Origin of the sequence: Lysobacter sp. CA196 (genome assembly GCF_052078695.1) — a bacterium.
Taxonomy (GTDB): Bacteria; Pseudomonadota; Gammaproteobacteria; order Xanthomonadales; family Xanthomonadaceae; genus Lysobacter.
In genome coordinates this window covers 35,106-51,814 of the sequence record NZ_JBQJIN010000018.1, presented here as the reverse complement: position 1 = coordinate 51,814, position 16,709 = coordinate 35,106, and the positions used below count along the sequence as shown (strand labels likewise).

At 67.2% G+C, this 16,709-nt stretch carries 10 protein-coding genes and 1 pseudogene; 5 read left to right on the top strand and 6 right to left on the bottom strand.

What is annotated here, in order from left to right:
• Positions 1 to 81: 81 nt before the first annotated feature.
• The 3 genes and pseudogenes from creD to ACTOWK_RS15860 all read left to right on the top strand — a co-directional run.
• A pseudogene (creD, locus tag ACTOWK_RS15870) lies at positions 82 to 1,449 on the top strand (cell envelope integrity protein CreD); the annotation flags it as partial.
• A 393-nt stretch (positions 1,450 to 1,842) separates the two neighbouring features.
• Entirely contained in the window at positions 1,843 to 2,451 is a 609-nt protein-coding gene (locus ACTOWK_RS15865; RefSeq protein ID WP_441331085.1) for a GNAT family N-acetyltransferase, read from the top strand.
• Entirely contained in the window at positions 2,448 to 3,335 is an 888-nt protein-coding gene (locus ACTOWK_RS15860; RefSeq protein ID WP_441331084.1) for a carbon-nitrogen hydrolase family protein, read from the top strand. The genes ACTOWK_RS15865 and ACTOWK_RS15860 overlap by 4 nt, the downstream gene beginning before the upstream one ends.
• Positions 3,336 to 4,267: 932 nt before the next feature.
• Here ACTOWK_RS15860 and ACTOWK_RS15855 read toward each other — a convergent pair.
• Positions 4,268 to 4,819 (bottom strand): phosphatase PAP2 family protein, encoded by a 552-nt coding sequence (locus ACTOWK_RS15855; RefSeq protein ID WP_441331083.1) that lies wholly within the window; start codon positions 4,817 to 4,819, stop codon positions 4,268 to 4,270.
• Complete coding sequence (locus ACTOWK_RS15850; RefSeq protein ID WP_441331082.1) at positions 4,816 to 6,000, bottom strand: glycosyltransferase family 4 protein; 1,185 nt, start codon at positions 5,998 to 6,000, stop codon at positions 4,816 to 4,818. The genes ACTOWK_RS15855 and ACTOWK_RS15850 overlap by 4 nt, the downstream gene beginning before the upstream one ends.
• Positions 6,001 to 6,234: 234 nt before the next feature.
• Here ACTOWK_RS15850 and ACTOWK_RS15845 point away from each other — a divergent pair, with 234 nt between their 5' ends.
• Positions 6,235 to 7,758 carry a glucan biosynthesis protein gene (locus ACTOWK_RS15845; RefSeq protein ID WP_441331081.1) on the top strand — a complete coding sequence of 508 codons (1,524 nt, stop codon included), beginning with the start codon at positions 6,235 to 6,237 and terminating at the stop codon, positions 7,756 to 7,758.
• A complete protein-coding gene (gene mdoH, locus ACTOWK_RS15840; protein ID WP_441331080.1) occupies positions 7,755 to 9,674 on the top strand; it encodes a glucans biosynthesis glucosyltransferase MdoH in 1,920 nt (639 codons plus the stop codon). The genes ACTOWK_RS15845 and mdoH overlap by 4 nt, the downstream gene beginning before the upstream one ends.
• A gap of 1,164 nt (positions 9,675 to 10,838) precedes the next feature.
• Here the strand turns inward: mdoH and ppx are convergent.
• The 4 genes from ppx to phoB are packed head-to-tail and all read right to left on the bottom strand — an operon-like array spanning position 10,839 to position 16,562.
• The gene (gene ppx, locus ACTOWK_RS15835) at positions 10,839 to 12,368 is read right to left on the bottom strand and encodes an exopolyphosphatase (RefSeq protein ID WP_441331079.1); all 1,530 of its coding nucleotides are present in this window, start codon (positions 12,366 to 12,368) and stop codon (positions 10,839 to 10,841) included.
• 15 nt (positions 12,369 to 12,383) lie between these two features.
• A complete protein-coding gene (ppk1, locus tag ACTOWK_RS15830; RefSeq protein ID WP_441331078.1) occupies positions 12,384 to 14,468 on the bottom strand; it encodes a polyphosphate kinase 1 in 2,085 nt (694 codons plus the stop codon).
• An 18-nt stretch (positions 14,469 to 14,486) separates the two neighbouring features.
• Positions 14,487 to 15,845, bottom strand: coding sequence for a phosphate regulon sensor histidine kinase PhoR (gene phoR / locus ACTOWK_RS15825; RefSeq protein ID WP_441331077.1), 1,359 nt, complete (start codon positions 15,843 to 15,845; stop codon positions 14,487 to 14,489).
• A gap of 9 nt (positions 15,846 to 15,854) precedes the next feature.
• Positions 15,855 to 16,562: a phosphate regulon transcriptional regulator PhoB gene (gene phoB / locus ACTOWK_RS15820; protein WP_031373561.1), complete on the bottom strand. Its 708-nt coding sequence runs from the start codon at positions 16,560 to 16,562 to the stop codon at positions 15,855 to 15,857.
• Positions 16,563 to 16,709: the final 147 nt, after the last annotated feature.

The window sequence follows — 16,709 nt, the reverse complement described above, 5'->3', positions numbered from 1 at the left end:
ACCGATAACACACGCCTGCGCCATCGCGCCCCCGCACAGGCGGCGCAACCTGCCGCCCAACGTCGCGGACAGGAGCAGGACATGCGTGTGTGGTTGAAGATGCTGATGGTGCTGGGGATGACCCTGGCGATACTGATTCCGCTGTTGATGATCGGCGGGGTCATCGACGAGAGACAGAGCTACCGCGCCCAGGCGGTGGCCCGCATCGCGCGCAGCTATGCCGGCGCGCAGGCGTTCTCGGGTCCGGCGTTGGTGGTGCCGTACGAGGATTTCTGGGTCGAGGAGCAGAAGGACCTCGACGGCACGGTCAAGCGCGTGCAGCGCCGCGAGCAGGGCCGTTGGACCTTCTTCCCGAACAAGCTCGACGTCGAAGGCGAGATCGTCCCGAAGGTGCGCAAGCTCGGCCTGCACCAGGTCCGGGTCTACGAATGGAAGGGCAAGGCCAAGGCCGATTTCGCCGCGACCATACCCGCCGACCCGGTGCTGAGCGCGGACCAGGCCGGCCAGGCCGAATCGGGCCGCCGCCGCACGATCGGCCGGCCTTGGCTGAGCTATGGCTTCGCCGACGTGCGCGGCCTGCGTAATCCGAAACTGCGCCTGGACGGCGCCGAGACCACGATCGAGGACGGTCTTGGCGCGCGCGACGGCGGCGGCATTCATGCGCGTCTGGCGGCGCCGGCGCCCGGCAGCTCGCTGCGCCTGCAGACCGACCTCGACTTCGCCCTGGGCGGCACCGAATCGCTGGCGCTGGTGCCCCTGGGCAAGAACAACCGCTTTACGCTGAGCTCGACCTGGCCGCATCCGAATTACGGCGGCAGCTTCCCGCCGCATTCGGACGACATCAGCGACCAGGGCTTCCGCGCCGAATGGCAGGTCTCGTCGGTGGCGACCAACGCCCAGCGCCAATATTTGGCCGGTTCGATCCTGCCGACCGTGTCGGTGGCCGGCGACGAGGAAAGCGGCAATGAGCCCGGCGGCGACATCAACGCGATCCAGGTGACCTTGAAGGACCCGGTCAACGTCTATTCGCAGGCCGATCGCGCGACCAAGTACGGCCTGCTGTTCGTGTTGCTGACCTTCGTCGGTTTCTTCATGTTCGAGTTGATCAAGCAACTGCGCATCCACCCGATCCAGTACGGCCTGGTCGGCCTGGCCCTGGCGATCTTCTTCCTGCTGTTGGTCAGCCTGAGCGAACACTTCGCCTTCGGCCTGGCCTATCTGGCCGCGAGCGTGGCCTGCATCGGCCTGCTGGTGTTCTATCTGAGCGCGGTTCTGCGCAGCCTGGTGCGCGCCTTGGGGTTCGGTGCCATGTTGACCACGCTTTACGGTGCGCTGTACGGCCTGCTGATCTCGGAAGACAACGCCCTGGTGCTCGGTGCCGGCCTGCTGTTCCTGATCCTGGCGGCGTTGATGATGGTGACCCGCAAGGTCGACTGGTATCAGCTCGGCGGGCCGGCGCCCAAGCGCGCACCGGATCCGCCGAAGGCCGAGGCCCTGCGTACGCCGGTGGCGCCGGTCGCGGGTGGCCCGCCGGACCTGCCGCCCCAGCGGGGCGCGTAAGCCAGCGATGCGGCGCGGCGGCGGGCAGGCAAGCCCGCCGCCGCGTTGTTTTACCATCGGGATAACCTTGGTTGGCGCACACTGCAATCACACAGGGAATTCGGACGCTTGCGTCGAGACTCTGGGCTCCCGCTTTTGCAGGGCTGACGATTGAGGAGTCGTAGCGCTGCTTCCTGCCGTCGTTCCCGCGAAGGCGGGCTCCGCTTTACTTCGGCGGAGCCGAATACCCAGCGCTTCAGCGCGACATGACTCTGAAGCCTCTTGCTTCACTAAGATACCCACATGAAGACTCCCATGCCCGAGGTCCGCACCTACAGCGGTGCCGAGATCACGCCTTATCTGGACGCCATCGCCGCCTTGCGCATGAGCGTGTTCCGCGGCTGGCCGTATCTCTACGACGGCGACGTCGCCTACGAGGCGAACTATCTGCGGACCTACCGCGAGTCCTGGCGCAGCATCGCGGTGTTGGCTTTCGACGGCGGCCGCATCGTCGGCGCTTCGACCGGCTTACCGATGGCCGACGAGACCGCCGAGCTGCGCGCCGGTTTCGAAGGCGGTCCGATCGACATCGAGCAGGTGTTCTATTGCGGTGAATCGGTGTTGCTGCCCGAGTACCGCGGGCGCGGCATCGGCCATCGATTCTTCGATGAACGCCAAGCGCACGCGCGCGGGCTCGACGGATTCCACTGGACCGCGTTCTGCGCGGTCGAGCGCGACGCAACCGACGGCCGCAAACCGGCGTTCCATCGCGGCAACGAGGAATTCTGGAGAAAACGCGGTTACGTCCATCGCCCCGAACTGCAGGTCTCACTGCCATGGCGGGAGCTCGGACGCGGCGAATGCCCGCATACCTTGAGCTTCTGGTTGCGTCCGCTGGAACGCGTGCAATGAGGGTTGCGGTCGCGAAATACACCATCGGCGCGCCGCGCAGCTTCGCCGATTTCGCCGACAAGCAGGCCAAGTGGCTCAGCGAAGCGCGCGCCAGCGGTGCCGAGATCGCGGTGCTGCCGGAATATCTGGCGCTGGAACTCGGCGCGACCTTCGGTGCGGCGACCCAGGGCGACCTGCATGCCTCCCTGGTCGCCATCCAGGCCTATCGCCAGGCCTGGATGGACCTGTTCGGCCTGCTCGCGCGCGAGCTGCGCCTGCACGTGGTCGCCGGCAGCTTCCTGCTCGACCTGGGGCAGGGGCGGTACCGCAACCGCAGCGACGCCTTCGCCCCCGACGGTGGACGCTTGTGGCAGGACAAGCTGCAACTGACCGGTTTCGAGAAACAGGCCGGGGTGATCGAAGCCGGCGATGCGCTCAAGACCTTCGAGATCGGTACGCAGCGCGCCGGCATCGCAGTTTGCTACGACATCGAATTCCCGTTGCCGGTGCGTGCGCAATGCGAAGCCGGCGCGCGCCTGTTGTTGGCCCCAAGCTGCACTGACACCGAAGCCGGCGCGACCCGAGTGCGGGTGGGCTGCCTGGCGCGCGCGTTGGAGAACCGCAGCTTCGTCGCCAAGGCGGTGACCGCCGGCGAAGCCTTGTGGAGCCCGGCCCTGGACACCAACACCGGCGAGGCGGCGATCTACGCGCCGATGGACGTGGGCCTGCCGGCCGACGGCATCCTGGCGCAGACCCGTGCAGGCCAGCGCTGGGCCTATGCCGACCTGGATTTCGCTGCCCTCGAAGCGAGCCGCGCGCGGGCGCAGGTCGCGAACGATCGCGATTGGATGGCGCAGGGCGCGCCGGCGATTGCGCGGGCGCGGGTGGAGGGATGGGGAGGGTAGGGTGGGGGGCCGTAGTCCGGTTTTCGCTCTCGGCCCTTGGCTCTTAACCACTAGCCAGTAGCTTCAGCTTTTGCTTTTGTGCTTCGGATTTTGCTGTGCGTCGTATCGAACTCGCGAAGGCAATAGAAGACCCGGAGGGCGGCCCGCATGGATGCGGGCCGTTTTTCATCGGGACAGGGAGGTCCCGTATGTAGATCCCTGCGTCGGCACCGCTCGTGCGGGCCTGTGATTCTTAGCGTTTGATCCTGATCCTGATCTTGCTCGGTCGATCCGAAGCGAGACCGCAACAACGATGTCGCGGCTTGCGCCGCTCCTACCCTGGCTCCAGCCGGGAGCGGCGCGAGGTTGAGGCGCCGTGGTCGCCGCTTCTAGAGTAGGAGCGACGCAAGTCGCGACCACGTTCTGACGGCCTCCGGCGTTTCGATCAAGCAAGTGCAAAGCTTCCGCCCGCTGACGCGGCCGGGTTACTTTCTTTTGCTAAGCCCAAAAGTCCCACAGGGAGTTCCTTCGGTCAAAGGTAACCAAAGAAAAGGGCTCTCCTTGCAAGGGCACAAGCCCGCGCGATCGTTGCCGACGCAGGGATGCTCCAGACAGGCCATCCATGGCCTGCTTGCGCACGGCCCGCATCCATGCGGGCCGCCCTACGGGTCTTCAATTGACCGGAAAAGCTACAAAGCCAAGTAGATCAAAATCTCGGCAACGGCAACGGCAACGGCAACGGCAACGGCAACGGCAACGGCAACGGCAACGGCAACGGCAACGGCAACGGCAACGGCAACGCAAGACAGCACCATCTGTCGGATGATTCCGTAACCGGCGCCGGCCGCCGAACGAACGCGGTCGCGGCTTGCGCCGCTCCTACCCTTGGTGCGCAGGCTACGGGCGAGACCAGCGCGCTGTCGCTGTCGATGCAACCGATCAGGTCGCCACCCTCAACCGAACAACGAAACCCCCGGCACCAGCCATAGCGAAACTCCGGCCAGGCTCGATCCGATCACCGTCGCGGCCAGTACGTCGCTGGGATAGTGCAGGCCCAGCACCACGCGCGATGCGGCGACGCTCGCGGTGAACGGGATCAGCAACCACGTCAGCATCGGGTAATGCGCCATCGCCACCAGGCTGAAGGCGACCGCGTGCAAGGTGTGGCCGGACGGGAAGCTGAACTCGTCCAGCGGCGCCACCCAGGCGTGGATGCGTTGGTCGGAGGCAAACGGGCGTGGGCGGCGGGTCCAGCGCTTGAGCAACTTGTACAGCGCCAACGCGATTACCCCGGTTGCGGCCAAATGCGCCGAGGCGCGCAGGCCGTCGTAGCCGTCGACCAGGATCAACGCGGCCATCAGCGCGTACCAGAACACGCCGTCGCCGAGGCGGCTGACCGCGGCGAAGTAGGCGCGCGAACCGCTGCGTTCGCCGAGGCGATTGGCGCGCAGGCACCAGCCGGACTCGCCGGCGATCAAACGTTTGCGCAACGGCAGCCGGTTCATACGACCTCCTGGGTCGGTTTGCTTTCGTCGTTGATGCGGCGGGTCGTGCGGTTGTGCGGGTTGCGATCGGCCAGGCCATGCAACAAGGCGTCGAAGTCGGCCGCGACCTGTTCCGGGCGCAGGCCGCTGATCGCTTCGCGGCCTGCGCGGGACATTCCCGCGCGCAAGGCGTCCTCGCTGCCGATGCGCACCGTCGCGGCGACGAATCCGGCGTCGTCGCCGTCGGCGATCGCCGCGCCGTGGACGCCGTCGCGCAGGTGTTCGTGGGCGGCGCCGTAATCGAAGGCGATCGTGGGCACGCCGCTGGCCATGGCTTCCAGGGTGACGTTGCCGAAGGTCTCGCTGTGGCTCGGAAACAGGAACAGGTCGCCGCTGGCGAAATGCTCGGCCAAGGTCTCGCCGCGCTTGAGCCCGCAGAAGATGAAGTCCGGGTTGTCGCGCTGCAGCTTCTCGCGCGCCGGGCCGTCGCCGACCCAGACGAAGCGCGCTTCAGGGCGCAAATGCTGCAGGGAGCGGAACGCGCGCACGGCCAGTTCGAGGTTCTTTTCGGCGGCGATGCGACCGACGTAGATCGCGGCCAGGCCGTTCTCGTCCAGGCCCCATTCGCGGCGCAGTTCGGCGCGACGGCGGCTGGGGTCGAACAACACCGTGTCGACCGCGCGCGGCAGCCGCACCACGTCCTCGAAGCCCTGGCCGCGCAGGAACTCGGCGAGTTCGCGCGTGGGCACCAGGGTGGCGTCGGCGCCGTTATGGAAGCGGCGCATCCAGCGCAGGGCGGTGCCGACCAGGAACGGTGCGCCGTAGTCGCGCATGTACTCGTCGAAGCGGGTGTGGAAGCCGGTGGCCGCCGGGATGCGCAGGCGCCGCGCAGCGCGCAGCGCCGACCAGCCGAGCGGGCCTTCGGTGGCGACGTAGATCGCATCGGGGCGGTGGGCGCTCCAGGCCTCGCTCAGGCGTGCGACGCAGGGCAGGCCGAAGCGCAGGCCCGGGTAGCGCGGCAGCGGCAGGCCCTTGACCAGCAATTCGTGGGCGGCGCCGTCCTGGGCTTCGCCGTGCTGGCGCGGGCGCACCAGCCCGACCTCGTGGCCACGCGCACGCAGACCCTGCTCCAGACCCTGCACGGTCAGGGCGACACCGTTGATTTCCGGCGGATAGGTCTCGGTGACGATCGCGTAGCGCATGCGCGGCTCCCGGTTTGGGCAAGCCTGGGCGCGATCCATGTCCCGGCCGTGGCGGGGCGATGACAGGGCGGTGACGTCGGAGCAGCGGCCGCGTTCATGTGACCGAATCGGCATTTTGCCGTGCCTTCGGCGCTTGAAACCCACGAGTCAATGCCGTCATGCAGCGGCCATGTTCCGGAGTGTTAACAACCCGATCCCTACAATCGCCCGGTTTACCCTCTCCGAAGGTGGCGTGTGCACCGACGCGAATTGATCAAGGCCGGGCTGTCCCTGCCGCTGGCCGGCCTGGCCGGGGGCGGGCTGCCGTGGTCGGCGCTGGCTGCGACCGGTCCCGGGCGGGCCTTCGATGCCGCCACCGTGCCGGGCCTGGCGCGCGCGCTGGCGGCCAAGCCCTATCGGCCGGCCGATGCCGACTTGCCCGAGGCGTTGGCGCGGATCAAGTACGACAGCTTCCGCGATATTCGTTTCGACCCCAAGCAGGCCTTATGGAAAGCCGAGGGCCTGCCGTTTCAGTTGCAGTTTTTCCATCGTGCGTTCTTGTTCAAGCATCGGGTGGACATTCACCGCGTGCATGGCGGCATCGCCACGCCGGTGGTGTACCGGCCGCAGATGTTCAGTTTCGGCAGCGCGCCGAAGCCGACCCAGGACGACCTGGGTTTCGCCGGCTTCCGCGTGCACGCGCCGATCAACCACGGCGATTACTTCGACGAGGTCTGCGCCTTCCTCGGTGCGAGCTATTTCCGCGCGGTCGCCAAGGACCTGCTGTACGGACTGTCGGCGCGCGGCCTGGCGCTGAACACCGGCGCCGGCAACAGCGAAGAGTTCCCAGTGTTCACCGGCTTCTGGATCGAGCAGCCCACCGCCGGCGCCAAGCAGATCGTCGTGCACGCGCTGATGGACAGCCCGAGCGTGGCCGGGGCGATGCGCTTCGCGATCACGCCCGGCACCGAAACGGTGTTCGACACGCAGTTGCGCCTCTACCCGCGCGTCGCCCTCGACCGGGTCGGCATCGCGCCGCTGACCAGCATGTACCACTTCGACGCCACCGACCGGGTCGGCGTCGACGACTTCCGCCCGGCGGTGCACGACTCCGATGGTCTGGCCCTGCACAACGGCGCTGGCGAACAGATTTGGCGCCCCTTGCGCAATCCGAAGACCTTGCAGGAAAGCGCCTTCCAGGACCGTCGCCCGCGCGCGTTCGGCCTGATGCAGCGCAAGCGCGGCTTCGCCGATTACGCCGACAGCGAGGCGCATTACGAGCGCCGCCCGAGCCTGTGGGTCGAGCCGGTCGGCGACTGGGGCGAGGGCGCGGTGCACCTGATCGAGATCCCGACCGGCGACGAATACCACGACAACATCGTCGCCTTCTGGCGGCCGCGCGCGCCGCTCGCGGCCGGGCGCGAACACCGCTACGCCTACCGCCTGCACTGGTGTGCGAAACACGCCTGGAAGCCGGCGCAGGCGACGGTGAGCCGTACCCGCATCGGCGCCGGCAACGGCGCGGCGCGGCGGATCGTCATCGACCTCGACGGCGGGCGCCTGGCCCAGCTCGCCGCCGACGCCAAGCCGCGCGCAGTGGTCTGGGCCTCGGCCGGGCGCATCGTCAATGCGATCGCCCATCCCAACACCGGCACCGGCGGCTGGCGAATGTCGTTCGAACTCGAACCGGGCACTGCCCGCTCGGTCGAGTTGCGCGCGGTGCTCGAAGACGGCGACGGCCCCCTTTCCGAAACCTGGCTTTATCGTTGGACTGCATGAACTCAACCGTCGCTCCCCCGCAACGACCCCTCTCCGTGCCGTTCGAAGCGCTGCCCCCGGAATCGCCGCTGGCGATGCCGGTGCAGTCGCTGAGCAGCGGCGAACGTTCCGGCAACACCTTGCCGAGCGAGCCGAAGGGCATGGCCCTGCGCCGCCTGTACGTGATCGGCGGCGCCGCGCTGCTGACCCTGGTAGCGGCTTACCACATCCTGCGCGTGCTCTACGTCGGCGGATTGAACCTGCTCGAAAGCGTGCTGCTGTTGCTGTTCGTGGCCTTGTTCGCCTGGATCGCATTGGCTTTCACCAGCTCGCTGGCCGGGTTCGCCCTGATTCTGTCGCGGCGGCGCTGGCGCCTGGGCTTGAAACAGGGCGGCGAATTGCCGGCGCTGGGCCAGCGCACTGCCTTGCTGGTGCCGACCTATAACGAAGACCCCGAGCGGCTGATGGCCGGTTTGCAGGCGATCTACGAATCGGTGGCCGCCACCGGCCAACTCGACCGCTTCGATTTCTTCATCCTCAGCGACACCACCAAGGAACCGATCCGCCAGGCCGAGATCCGCGCCTTCCATTCGTTGCGCGAACGCACCGGCGGCCAGCAGCGTATTTTCTATCGCCGGCGCAAGAACAACGCCGAACGCAAGGCCGGCAATATCGCCGAGTGGGTGCGCCGCTTCGGCGCGGCCTATCCGCAGATGCTGATCCTCGACGCCGACAGCCTGATGACCGGCGAGGTCATCGTGAAACTGTCGAGCGCGATGGAACGCCATCCCGACGTGGCGCTGATCCAGACCCTGCCGATGATCGTCAACGGCCAGACCCTGTTCGCGCGCATGCAGCAGTTCGCCGGCCGCGTATACGGCCCGGTGATCGCCTACGGCATCGCCTGGTGGCATGGCGCCGAGAGCAACTACTGGGGCCACAACGCCATCATCCGCACTCGCGCCTTCGCCGAGCACGCCGGCCTGCCGGAGCTGCGCGGCCGCAAGCCGTTCGGCGGCACGGTGTTGAGCCACGACTTCGTCGAGGCGGCGCTGATGCGTCGCGGCGGCTGGGCCCTGCATATGCTGCCGGGCCTGATCGGCAGCTACGAGGAAGGCCCGCCCTCGTTGACCGACATGCTGGTGCGCGACCGCCGCTGGTGCCAGGGCAACCTGCAGCACACCGCGGTGTTGCCGGCCAAGGGCCTGCACTGGATCAGCCGCATGCACCTGCTGATGGGCATCGGCCATTACTTCACCGCGCCGATGTGGGCGGTGATGATGTTGATCGGCCTGGCGATTCCGCTCGACAAGGCCGGCTTCTTCAATTGGGAAAGCGCGCGCCTGCCGGGCTTTTCGCCGAGCGCGTACTGGCGCGACCAGGACCCCGAGCGGGCGCTGTGGGTGTTCGTGGCGACGATGGCGGTATTGCTGACGCCGAAAGTGATGGGTTTCATCACCATGTTGCTTGACGGCAACACCCGGCGCGGCTGCGGCGGCGCGATCCGTGCGTTCTTCAGCATGATCCTGGAGACCCTGCTGGCGGCGTTGATGGCGCCGATCACCATGTACGTGCAGTCGCGCGGCGTCGCCGAGGTGTTGTCGGGCAAGGACTCGGGCTGGGAATCGCAGCGTCGCGACGACGGCAGCCTGCCGTTGTCGGGGCTGATCCGCAGCTACGGCGGCCTGACCTTGTTCGGTCTGCTGATCGGCTCGATGGCCTATGTGGTGTCGCCGCCGCTGGCGGCGTGGATGTCGCCGGTGATCATCGGCCTGCTGGTGTCGATCCCGGTGGTGGCGCTGACCTCGGCGCGCGGGCCCGGCCTGTGGCTGCGGCGCATCGGGATCTTCCGCATTCCCGAGGAGATCACCCCGCCGCCGGTGTTGGTGAGGGCGAAGCAATTGCGGGTCGAGGCGGCGCAGCGGTCGGCGGGGTGAGGGGCTCTGCTTTGTGTTCGTTTCTTGCGTGGCGCCTATGTAGGAGCGACGTGAGCCGCGACCGCGGGATGCGCAGAGAAACTTACGCCGTCGCCAATGATCGGGGCGGCGTACTGTCGCAGGGTAGGAGCGGCGCAAGCCGCGACCGCGCCGTTTCGATCTTGCGGCGCGACGCTCAAGCAAGATCAAGATCAAACGCCAAAAGCTTCCGCCACTAAAGCGGCGGGTTACTTTCTTTTGTCTAAAGCAACAAAAGAAAGGTAACCAAAGAAAAATGCTTCTCTTTGAGTCAAGGGCCCGCACGATCAGTGCATCCGCGGGGATTTTTCATACGGGACATCCCTGTCCCGATGAAAAACGGCGCGCATCCCTGCGCGCCGCCCTCCGGGTCTACAACGATCTCGCCAGTTCATAGCCGCGCCAAGCCAAAGCCAAAGCCAAAGCCAAAGCCAGAGCCAAGGCTGACGTCAAGGCAGCTAGGCCGACGCTATCTGCGGATCATCGCCGCCCGAAATTCACGGTCGCGGCTCGCGCCGCTCCTACCCTGCGATGGGACGCCGCCTCGATCATTGGCGGCGGCGATGCAGTCTCTGCGTGTCCCGTGGTCGCGGCTAACGCCGCTCCAACCGTGATCGAACCGTTGAGGTTGCGATTTCCGACGACTTGCTGTTGCTATGCCATTGAGGTTGCCGTGCGCCGCTTCGCACTCGCGAAGGCCATCGAAGACCCGAAGGGCGGCCTGCAGGGATGCAGGCCGTTTTTCATCGGGACAGGGAGGTCCCGTATGAAAAATCTCTGCGTCGGCAACGAGCGCGCGGGCTTGTGATCCAAAGAGAAGCATTTTTCTTTGGTTATCTTTCTTTTGTTGCTTTAGACAAAAGAAAGTAACCCGCCGCTTTAGTGGCGGAAGCTTTTGGCGTTTGATCTAGATCTAGATCTTGCGTGAGCCATGCGTCGCAAGCCCGTTACGGCGCGGTCGCGGCTTGTGCCGCTCCTACCCCCGCGGAAGTACGCCGCTTCGATGATGGACATCGGCGTTGTCGCCTTTGCGCGGCCCTTGGTCGCGGCTCGCGCCGCTCCTACCCCTGGTACGCAAGCGACTGGGAGCGGCAGCGTCATAGGAGCAGCAAGGCGACAGCGCAGCTACGCTGCCGCGCGACCCCCTCAAGCCGCCAACAACTTCAACGAAATCCCCAACCCCGCCATATCCTGCGGCTCGCCTTCGAGGTCGGCGTGGATCAGCGGCCGGGATTCGAGCCAGCGACGCGAGACGGTCAGGGTCAGGGTGTTGCCGTCGCCATGGGCGTCGAGCTGGGGAATCGGATCGGATTCGTGGGCGCGATGCAGCAGCACCGCCAGGCGCAACAGGGCCGAGCTGCGGCGCACCGCCGACAGCAGGCGGTCGGGCAGAGCGTCGAAGGCGGACTTGGGGATGCCGCGGCGGTGGGTGCGTACGAGGGCGGCGAGGAATTGCTGCTGCTGGCGCGAGAAACCGGAGATGTCGGAGTTCTCGATGACGTAGGAGCTGTGCACGTGGTATTGGCTGTGGGCGATGGCCAGGCCGAGTTCGTGCAGGCGTGTGGCGCGCTGCAGCATCAGGCGGTCGTCGGCGTCCAGGCGCCAGCTTTCGGCGACCTGGTCGAACAGACGCAGCAGGGTCGCTTCGACGCGCGCGGACTGCTGCTCGTCGATGCCGTAGCGGTTAACCATGGCCTTGACCGCGGCATCGCGCGGGTCGTCGGCGCCGCCGCGGCCGAGCATGTCGTAGAGCACGCCTTCGCGCATCGCCGCCTTGCTGATCGCCATGCGCTGCAGACCGAGCACGTTGAACGCGGCTTCCAGGATCAGGATGCCGCCGGCGATGATCGGGCGGCGGTCGGCCGACAGGCCGGGCAGGTCGATCTCGTCGATGCGGTCGGCCTCGAGCAGGCGGTCGCGCAAGTGCGGCAGGGCGTCGGCGATCACCGCACCCTTGGTCAGTTTCATCGCCGCGCAGATCTCGCCGATGGCCTTGTTGGTGCCGGACGCGCCCAGGGCCTCGTGCCAGCCCAGCGAGCGGTAGGTACCGGCGAATTGCTGGAACTCGGCCGAGACCTCGGTCAGCGCATCGCGCCATTTCTTCTTCGACAGCTTGCCGCTCTCGAAGAAGCGGCGGGTGGTGGCGACGCAGCCGACTTGCAGGCTTTCGCGTTCGATCGCCTCGAAGCCGCTGCCGATGATGCATTCGGTCGAGCCGCCGCCGATGTCGATGACCAGGCGGCGTTCGCCGGGCTTGGACGGCTGCGCGTGGGCGACGCCGAGGTAGATCAGGCGGGCCTCTTCGCGGCCGGACACGACTTCGATGGCGTGGCCGAGCGCGGATTCGGCCGGCATCAGGAAGGCCTGCGGGGCGGCGAGCCGGCGCACGGTGTTGGTGGCGAGGGCGCGCACGCGTTGCGGCGGCACGTCGCGGATGCGCTGGCCGAAACGCGACAGGCAGTCCAGGGCGCGCTGGCGAACCTCAGGGGCGAGGCCGCCCTTGCGGTCCAGGCCTTCGGCCAGGCGTACCGTCTCGCGCAGCCGGTCGACGGTGCGCAGCTGCCCGAGCACGTAGCGGGCGACCACCATGTGGAAACTGTTCGACCCCAGGTCGACGGCGGCGAGCAGGTCGCCGTCCTGGAGCGGCAGGCGGGTGGTCGGGAAAATATTGTTCATGTGCGGGATTTTCGTTTATCCGCACAACTTGGCCAACAGGGTCGCCTGTGCCGAGTGGGGCATCGCGCCTTCCTCGGGCACCACACGCAGATATCGACCGTCGGATTGCAGCTCCCAGGCGTTGAGGTTGTCGGCGAGGTAATTCGACAGCGCCTCGTCGAAAACACGGCCGCGCAGGTCGTGGTCGAGGATCGGAAAACCGGTCTCGACCCGGCGCAGCAGGTTGCGTTCGAGCCAGTCGGCGCTGGAGCAGAACAGGTCCGGGGCACCGTCGTTGGCGAACCAGTAGACGCGATGGTGCTCGAGGAAGCGGCCGACGATCGAGCGCACGCGGATGTTGTTGGAGATGCCTTCGACGCCCGGACGCAGGGTGCAGGCGCCGCGCACGATCAGCTCGATCTGCACGCCGGCCTGCGAGGCCTGGTACAGCGCGCGGATCACCTGCGGTTCGTTCAAGGCGTTCATCTTGGCGACGATGCGCGCCGGTTTGCCGGCGCGGGCGTGCTTGGTTTCGCGGTCGATGCGCTTGAGCACGCCGGCGTGGAGGGTGAACGGCGACTGCAGCAGGCACTTGAGCTTGAGCGACGGCGCCAGCCCGGACAGCTGCTGGAAGATCAGGTGGACGTCGTTGCCGATGTCGGGATCGGCGGTGATCAGGCCGAAGTCGGTGTAGGCGCGTGCGGTGCCGCTGTGGTAATTGCCGGTGCCCAGGTGCACGTAGCGGCGCAGCTTACGGCCCTCGCGACGCACGATCAGCAGCATCTTGGCGTGGGTCTTGTAGCCGACCACACCGTACACGACCTGCACCCCGGCCTCCTGCAGGCGGTCGGCGAGGCCGAGATTGGCTTCCTCGTCGAAGCGCGCGCGCAGCTCGACCACCACGGTCACGTCCTTGCCGTTGCGCGCGGCCTGGACCAGTTGCTCGACGATCGGCGAATCCTTGCCGGCGCGGTACAGGGTCTGCTTGATCGCCAACACGTGCGGGTCTTCGGCGGCCTGGCGAATCAGCTCCAGCACCGGCGAGAACGCATCGAAGGGGTGGTGCAGCAGCACGTCGCCGTCGGCGACGGTGTCGAACATGCTGTCCACGCCCGGCAGCACGCGCTGCTGGTAAGCCGGGAACTTCAGCTCGGGGCGGTGGACCAGGTCGTACACCTGGATCACCCGGTTGAGGTTGACCGGGCCGTTGATGCGGTAGACCGCATTTTCGGGCAGGTCGAAATTCTCCAGCAGGGTGCGCACGATCGGCTTCGGGCACTGCTCGGCGATCTCCAGCCGCACCGCGCGCAGGTAGCCGCGGCCGATCAGTTCGTCGCGCAGGGCCAGGGCGATGTTGTCGACTTCTTCCTCGTCGACCAGCAGTTCGGAATTGCGGGTCACGCGGAATTGATAGGCGCCCTTGACCTCCATGCCCGGGAACAGCTCGTCGACGAAGGTCGACAGCACCGAGGACAGGAACACGAAGTCGTGCTTGCCGCCGGAGACGTTTTCGGGCAGTTGGATGATGCGCGGCAGCGAGCGCGGTGCGCGCACGATGGCCAGGTTGCCGGCGCGGCCGAACGCGTCCTTGCCCTTCAGCACGACGACGATGTTGAGCGACTTGTTGAGGATCTTCGGGAACGGGTGCGCCGGGTCCAGCCCGAGCGGCGACAGCACCGGCATGATCTCGTCGCGGAAGTAGGCGCGCAGCCAGCGGGTCTGGCGCGCATTCCAGGAGTTGCGCCCGAGCACGCGCACCCCGGCATCGCTGAGCGCCGGGCGCAGCACATCGTTCCAGCATTCGTATTGCGACTTGACCAGTTCGGCGGCGCGGTCGTGGATGCGCGCGAGCACCGTGGCGGGCGCCAGGCCGTCGGGGCCCGGCGCCAGGCCGAGGTCCTGGGCATGACGCATGGTGCCGGCGCGGATCTCGAAGAATTCGTCGAGGTTGGTGCAGGAGATGCACAGATACTTCAGGCGCTCCAGCAACGGCACCTGCGCGTCCTGCGCTTGCGCCAGGACGCGGAAATTGAAGTCCAGCTGGGACAGTTCGCGGTTGAAGTACAGGGCGCTGTCGCGCAGCGGATCGGTGTCGAGCGGGGTTTCCGTCATCGCATTCATGGCGCTGCTGCAGATTTCCTAAGGCAGTACGTCGGGGAGAGTATCGGCGAATGCATCGTTATAGGCGTCGCGGCGGCGGATGCGGTCGACGCCGAAGTGGCAGGCGAACGTGCTGCCGCGCCCGACTTCGCTGGCGATCTCCAGCCGGGCCTGGTGCAGGTGCAGCACGTGCTTGACGATCGACAGGCCCAGGCCGGTGCCGCCGCTTTCGCGCGAGCGGCTGGTCGAGACGCGGTAGAAACGCTCGGTGATGCGCGGCAGGTGCGCGGCCGGGATGCCGTAGCCGCTGTCGACCACTTCCAGTACGGCGCCGCTGGCGATGCCGGTGCTTTCCGGGCGGAAGCGGATGCGGATGGTGCCGCCGGCCGGGGTGTAGCGGATCGCATTGCTGACCAGGTTGGAGAACGCGCTGTGCAGTTCCTTGTTGGAACCGAACAGGTCGACCCCGGCCAGATCGTCCATCGCGATCTCGTGCCGGCCCTGGCTCAGCGCATTGGCTTCGCGCTTGAGCGTGGACAGCATCGAGGCCATCGCGACGATTTCCGCGGCCGGCAGGCTGTCCTGCGATTCCAGCCGCGACAGGGTCAGCAGGTCTTCGACCAATTGGGTCATGCGCTGGGACTGGCGCTGCATCTCGGCCAGCATCGGCGCCCAGTCGGGGTGTTCTTCCGGGTCGAGTAAGTCCAGATAGCCGTGCACCACGGTCAGCGGCGTGCGCAGTTCGTGCGAGACGTTGGCGACGAAGTCGCGGCGCATCTGTTCGAGTTGCAGCAGGCGGCTGACGTCGCGCGCGACCAGCAGCCAGAGGTTTTCCGAGTACGGGATCAGGCGCAGGCTCAGGGTGATCGCCGGGTTCCACGGCGAGGCCGCTTCGAGCGGCTCGGCGTTGCGGCCCGAGGCCAGCCAATGCGCAAGCTGCAACGGCTGCAGGCGTTGCACCACCGGCGCACCGATATCGCGCGGATAGCGCAGGCCGAACAGGCCGTTGGCGGCTTCGTTGAACCACTGGATGCGCTGGCTGTTGCGTTCGACCACGACGATCGCGTCGGGCATCGCTGCCGCGGCGGCGCGATAGGCGCGCAGCATCTCGATCAGGCGGCGTTTGCGCCCGCGCATTTCGGCCTGGCTGCGGTGCAGCAGGCGGTCGAGTTCGTTCCAGATGCCTTCGCCGAGCGGCGGGGTGAGGCGCTGGCGCGCGGTCAGGCGGATCAGCACCCGGCGCAGCCGCCAGTAATGCCAGGCGACCACGCCGAGCGCGGCGAAGGTGACGACCGGCCAGGGATAGCCGATCAGCACCCCGAGCACGGCGGCGCCGACCAGGATCAGGGCGAGCTGACCGAGGGTGCGGAACCAGGCGGAGCGTGCGCGGGGAGGCATACCTCCAGCTTACGCGGCGAGCGAGGCGGAAAAACGATACCCCGCGCCGCGTACGGTCTGGACCATGCCGTCGAGGTGATGCGGCTCGAGGGTCTTGCGCAGGCGGCGGATGTGCACGTCGACGGTGCGCTCCTCGACATAGACGCTGCCGCCCCAGACGTGATCGAGCAATTGGGTGCGCGAGTACACGCGTTCGGGGTGGGTCATGAAGAAATGCAGCAATCGGTACTCGGTCGGGCCGATCTGCACCGGCTGGTCGCCGCCTTCGCCGTGGGCGAACACGCGGTGGGCGGCGCCGTCGATGCGCAGCGGACCGACGCCGACGCTGCCGTCCTCGTCGTCCTCGCGCGAGCGGCGCAGCACCGCACGGATGCGGGCCAGCAGTTCGCGCGCCGAAAAGGGTTTGACCACGTAATCGTCGACCCCGGCTTCGAGGCCGCCGACGCGGTCATTCTCTTCGCCGCGCGCGGTCAGCATGATGATCGGGATCTCGCGGGTCAGCGATTCCTTGCGCCAGCGCCGGGCCAGTTCCAGGCCGCTGGTGCCCGGGAGCATCCAGTCGAGCAGGATCAGGTCGGGCACGCGGTCGGCGATCGCCGCTTGCGCCTCGCGGGCATCGCCGGCGTGGACAGGGTCGTATTCGCCCTTGCGCAGGGCAAAGGACACCATGTCGCGGATGGCGGGTTCGTCTTCGACTATCAGGATGCGCTTCTGCACACGGTCACCGAGGGGGAGGGCGGGGGGCTCGTCCTTGAAACGGCGCCAGTACACTACCGTTTTATGACTACTCCATGACAAGGCCCCGGCGGCATTGCCGGCTTTGTGATGCGGCGCGCTTCCCGGGCACGTTTTCGCGATCTCCCG

Bases quoted from the DNA above. Each gene is read 5' to 3' on its own strand.
- ppk1 (WP_441331078.1), bottom strand. From the start codon at position 14,468: ATGAATGCGATGACGGAAACCCCGCTCGACACCGATCCGCTGCGCGAC.
- ACTOWK_RS15860 (WP_441331084.1), top strand. From the start codon at position 2,448: ATGAGGGTTGCGGTCGCGAAATACACCATCGGCGCGCCGCGCAGCTTC.
- ACTOWK_RS15865 (WP_441331085.1), top strand. From the start codon at position 1,843: ATGAAGACTCCCATGCCCGAGGTCCGCACCTACAGCGGTGCCGAGATC.
- ppx (WP_441331079.1), bottom strand. From the start codon at position 12,368: ATGAACAATATTTTCCCGACCACCCGCCTGCCGCTCCAGGACGGCGAC.
- ACTOWK_RS15855 (WP_441331083.1), bottom strand. From the start codon at position 4,819: ATGAACCGGCTGCCGTTGCGCAAACGTTTGATCGCCGGCGAGTCCGGC.
- ACTOWK_RS15850 (WP_441331082.1), bottom strand. From the start codon at position 6,000: ATGCGCTACGCGATCGTCACCGAGACCTATCCGCCGGAAATCAACGGT.
- phoR (WP_441331077.1), bottom strand. From the start codon at position 15,845: ATGCCTCCCCGCGCACGCTCCGCCTGGTTCCGCACCCTCGGTCAGCTC.
- mdoH (WP_441331080.1), top strand. From the start codon at position 7,755: ATGAACTCAACCGTCGCTCCCCCGCAACGACCCCTCTCCGTGCCGTTC.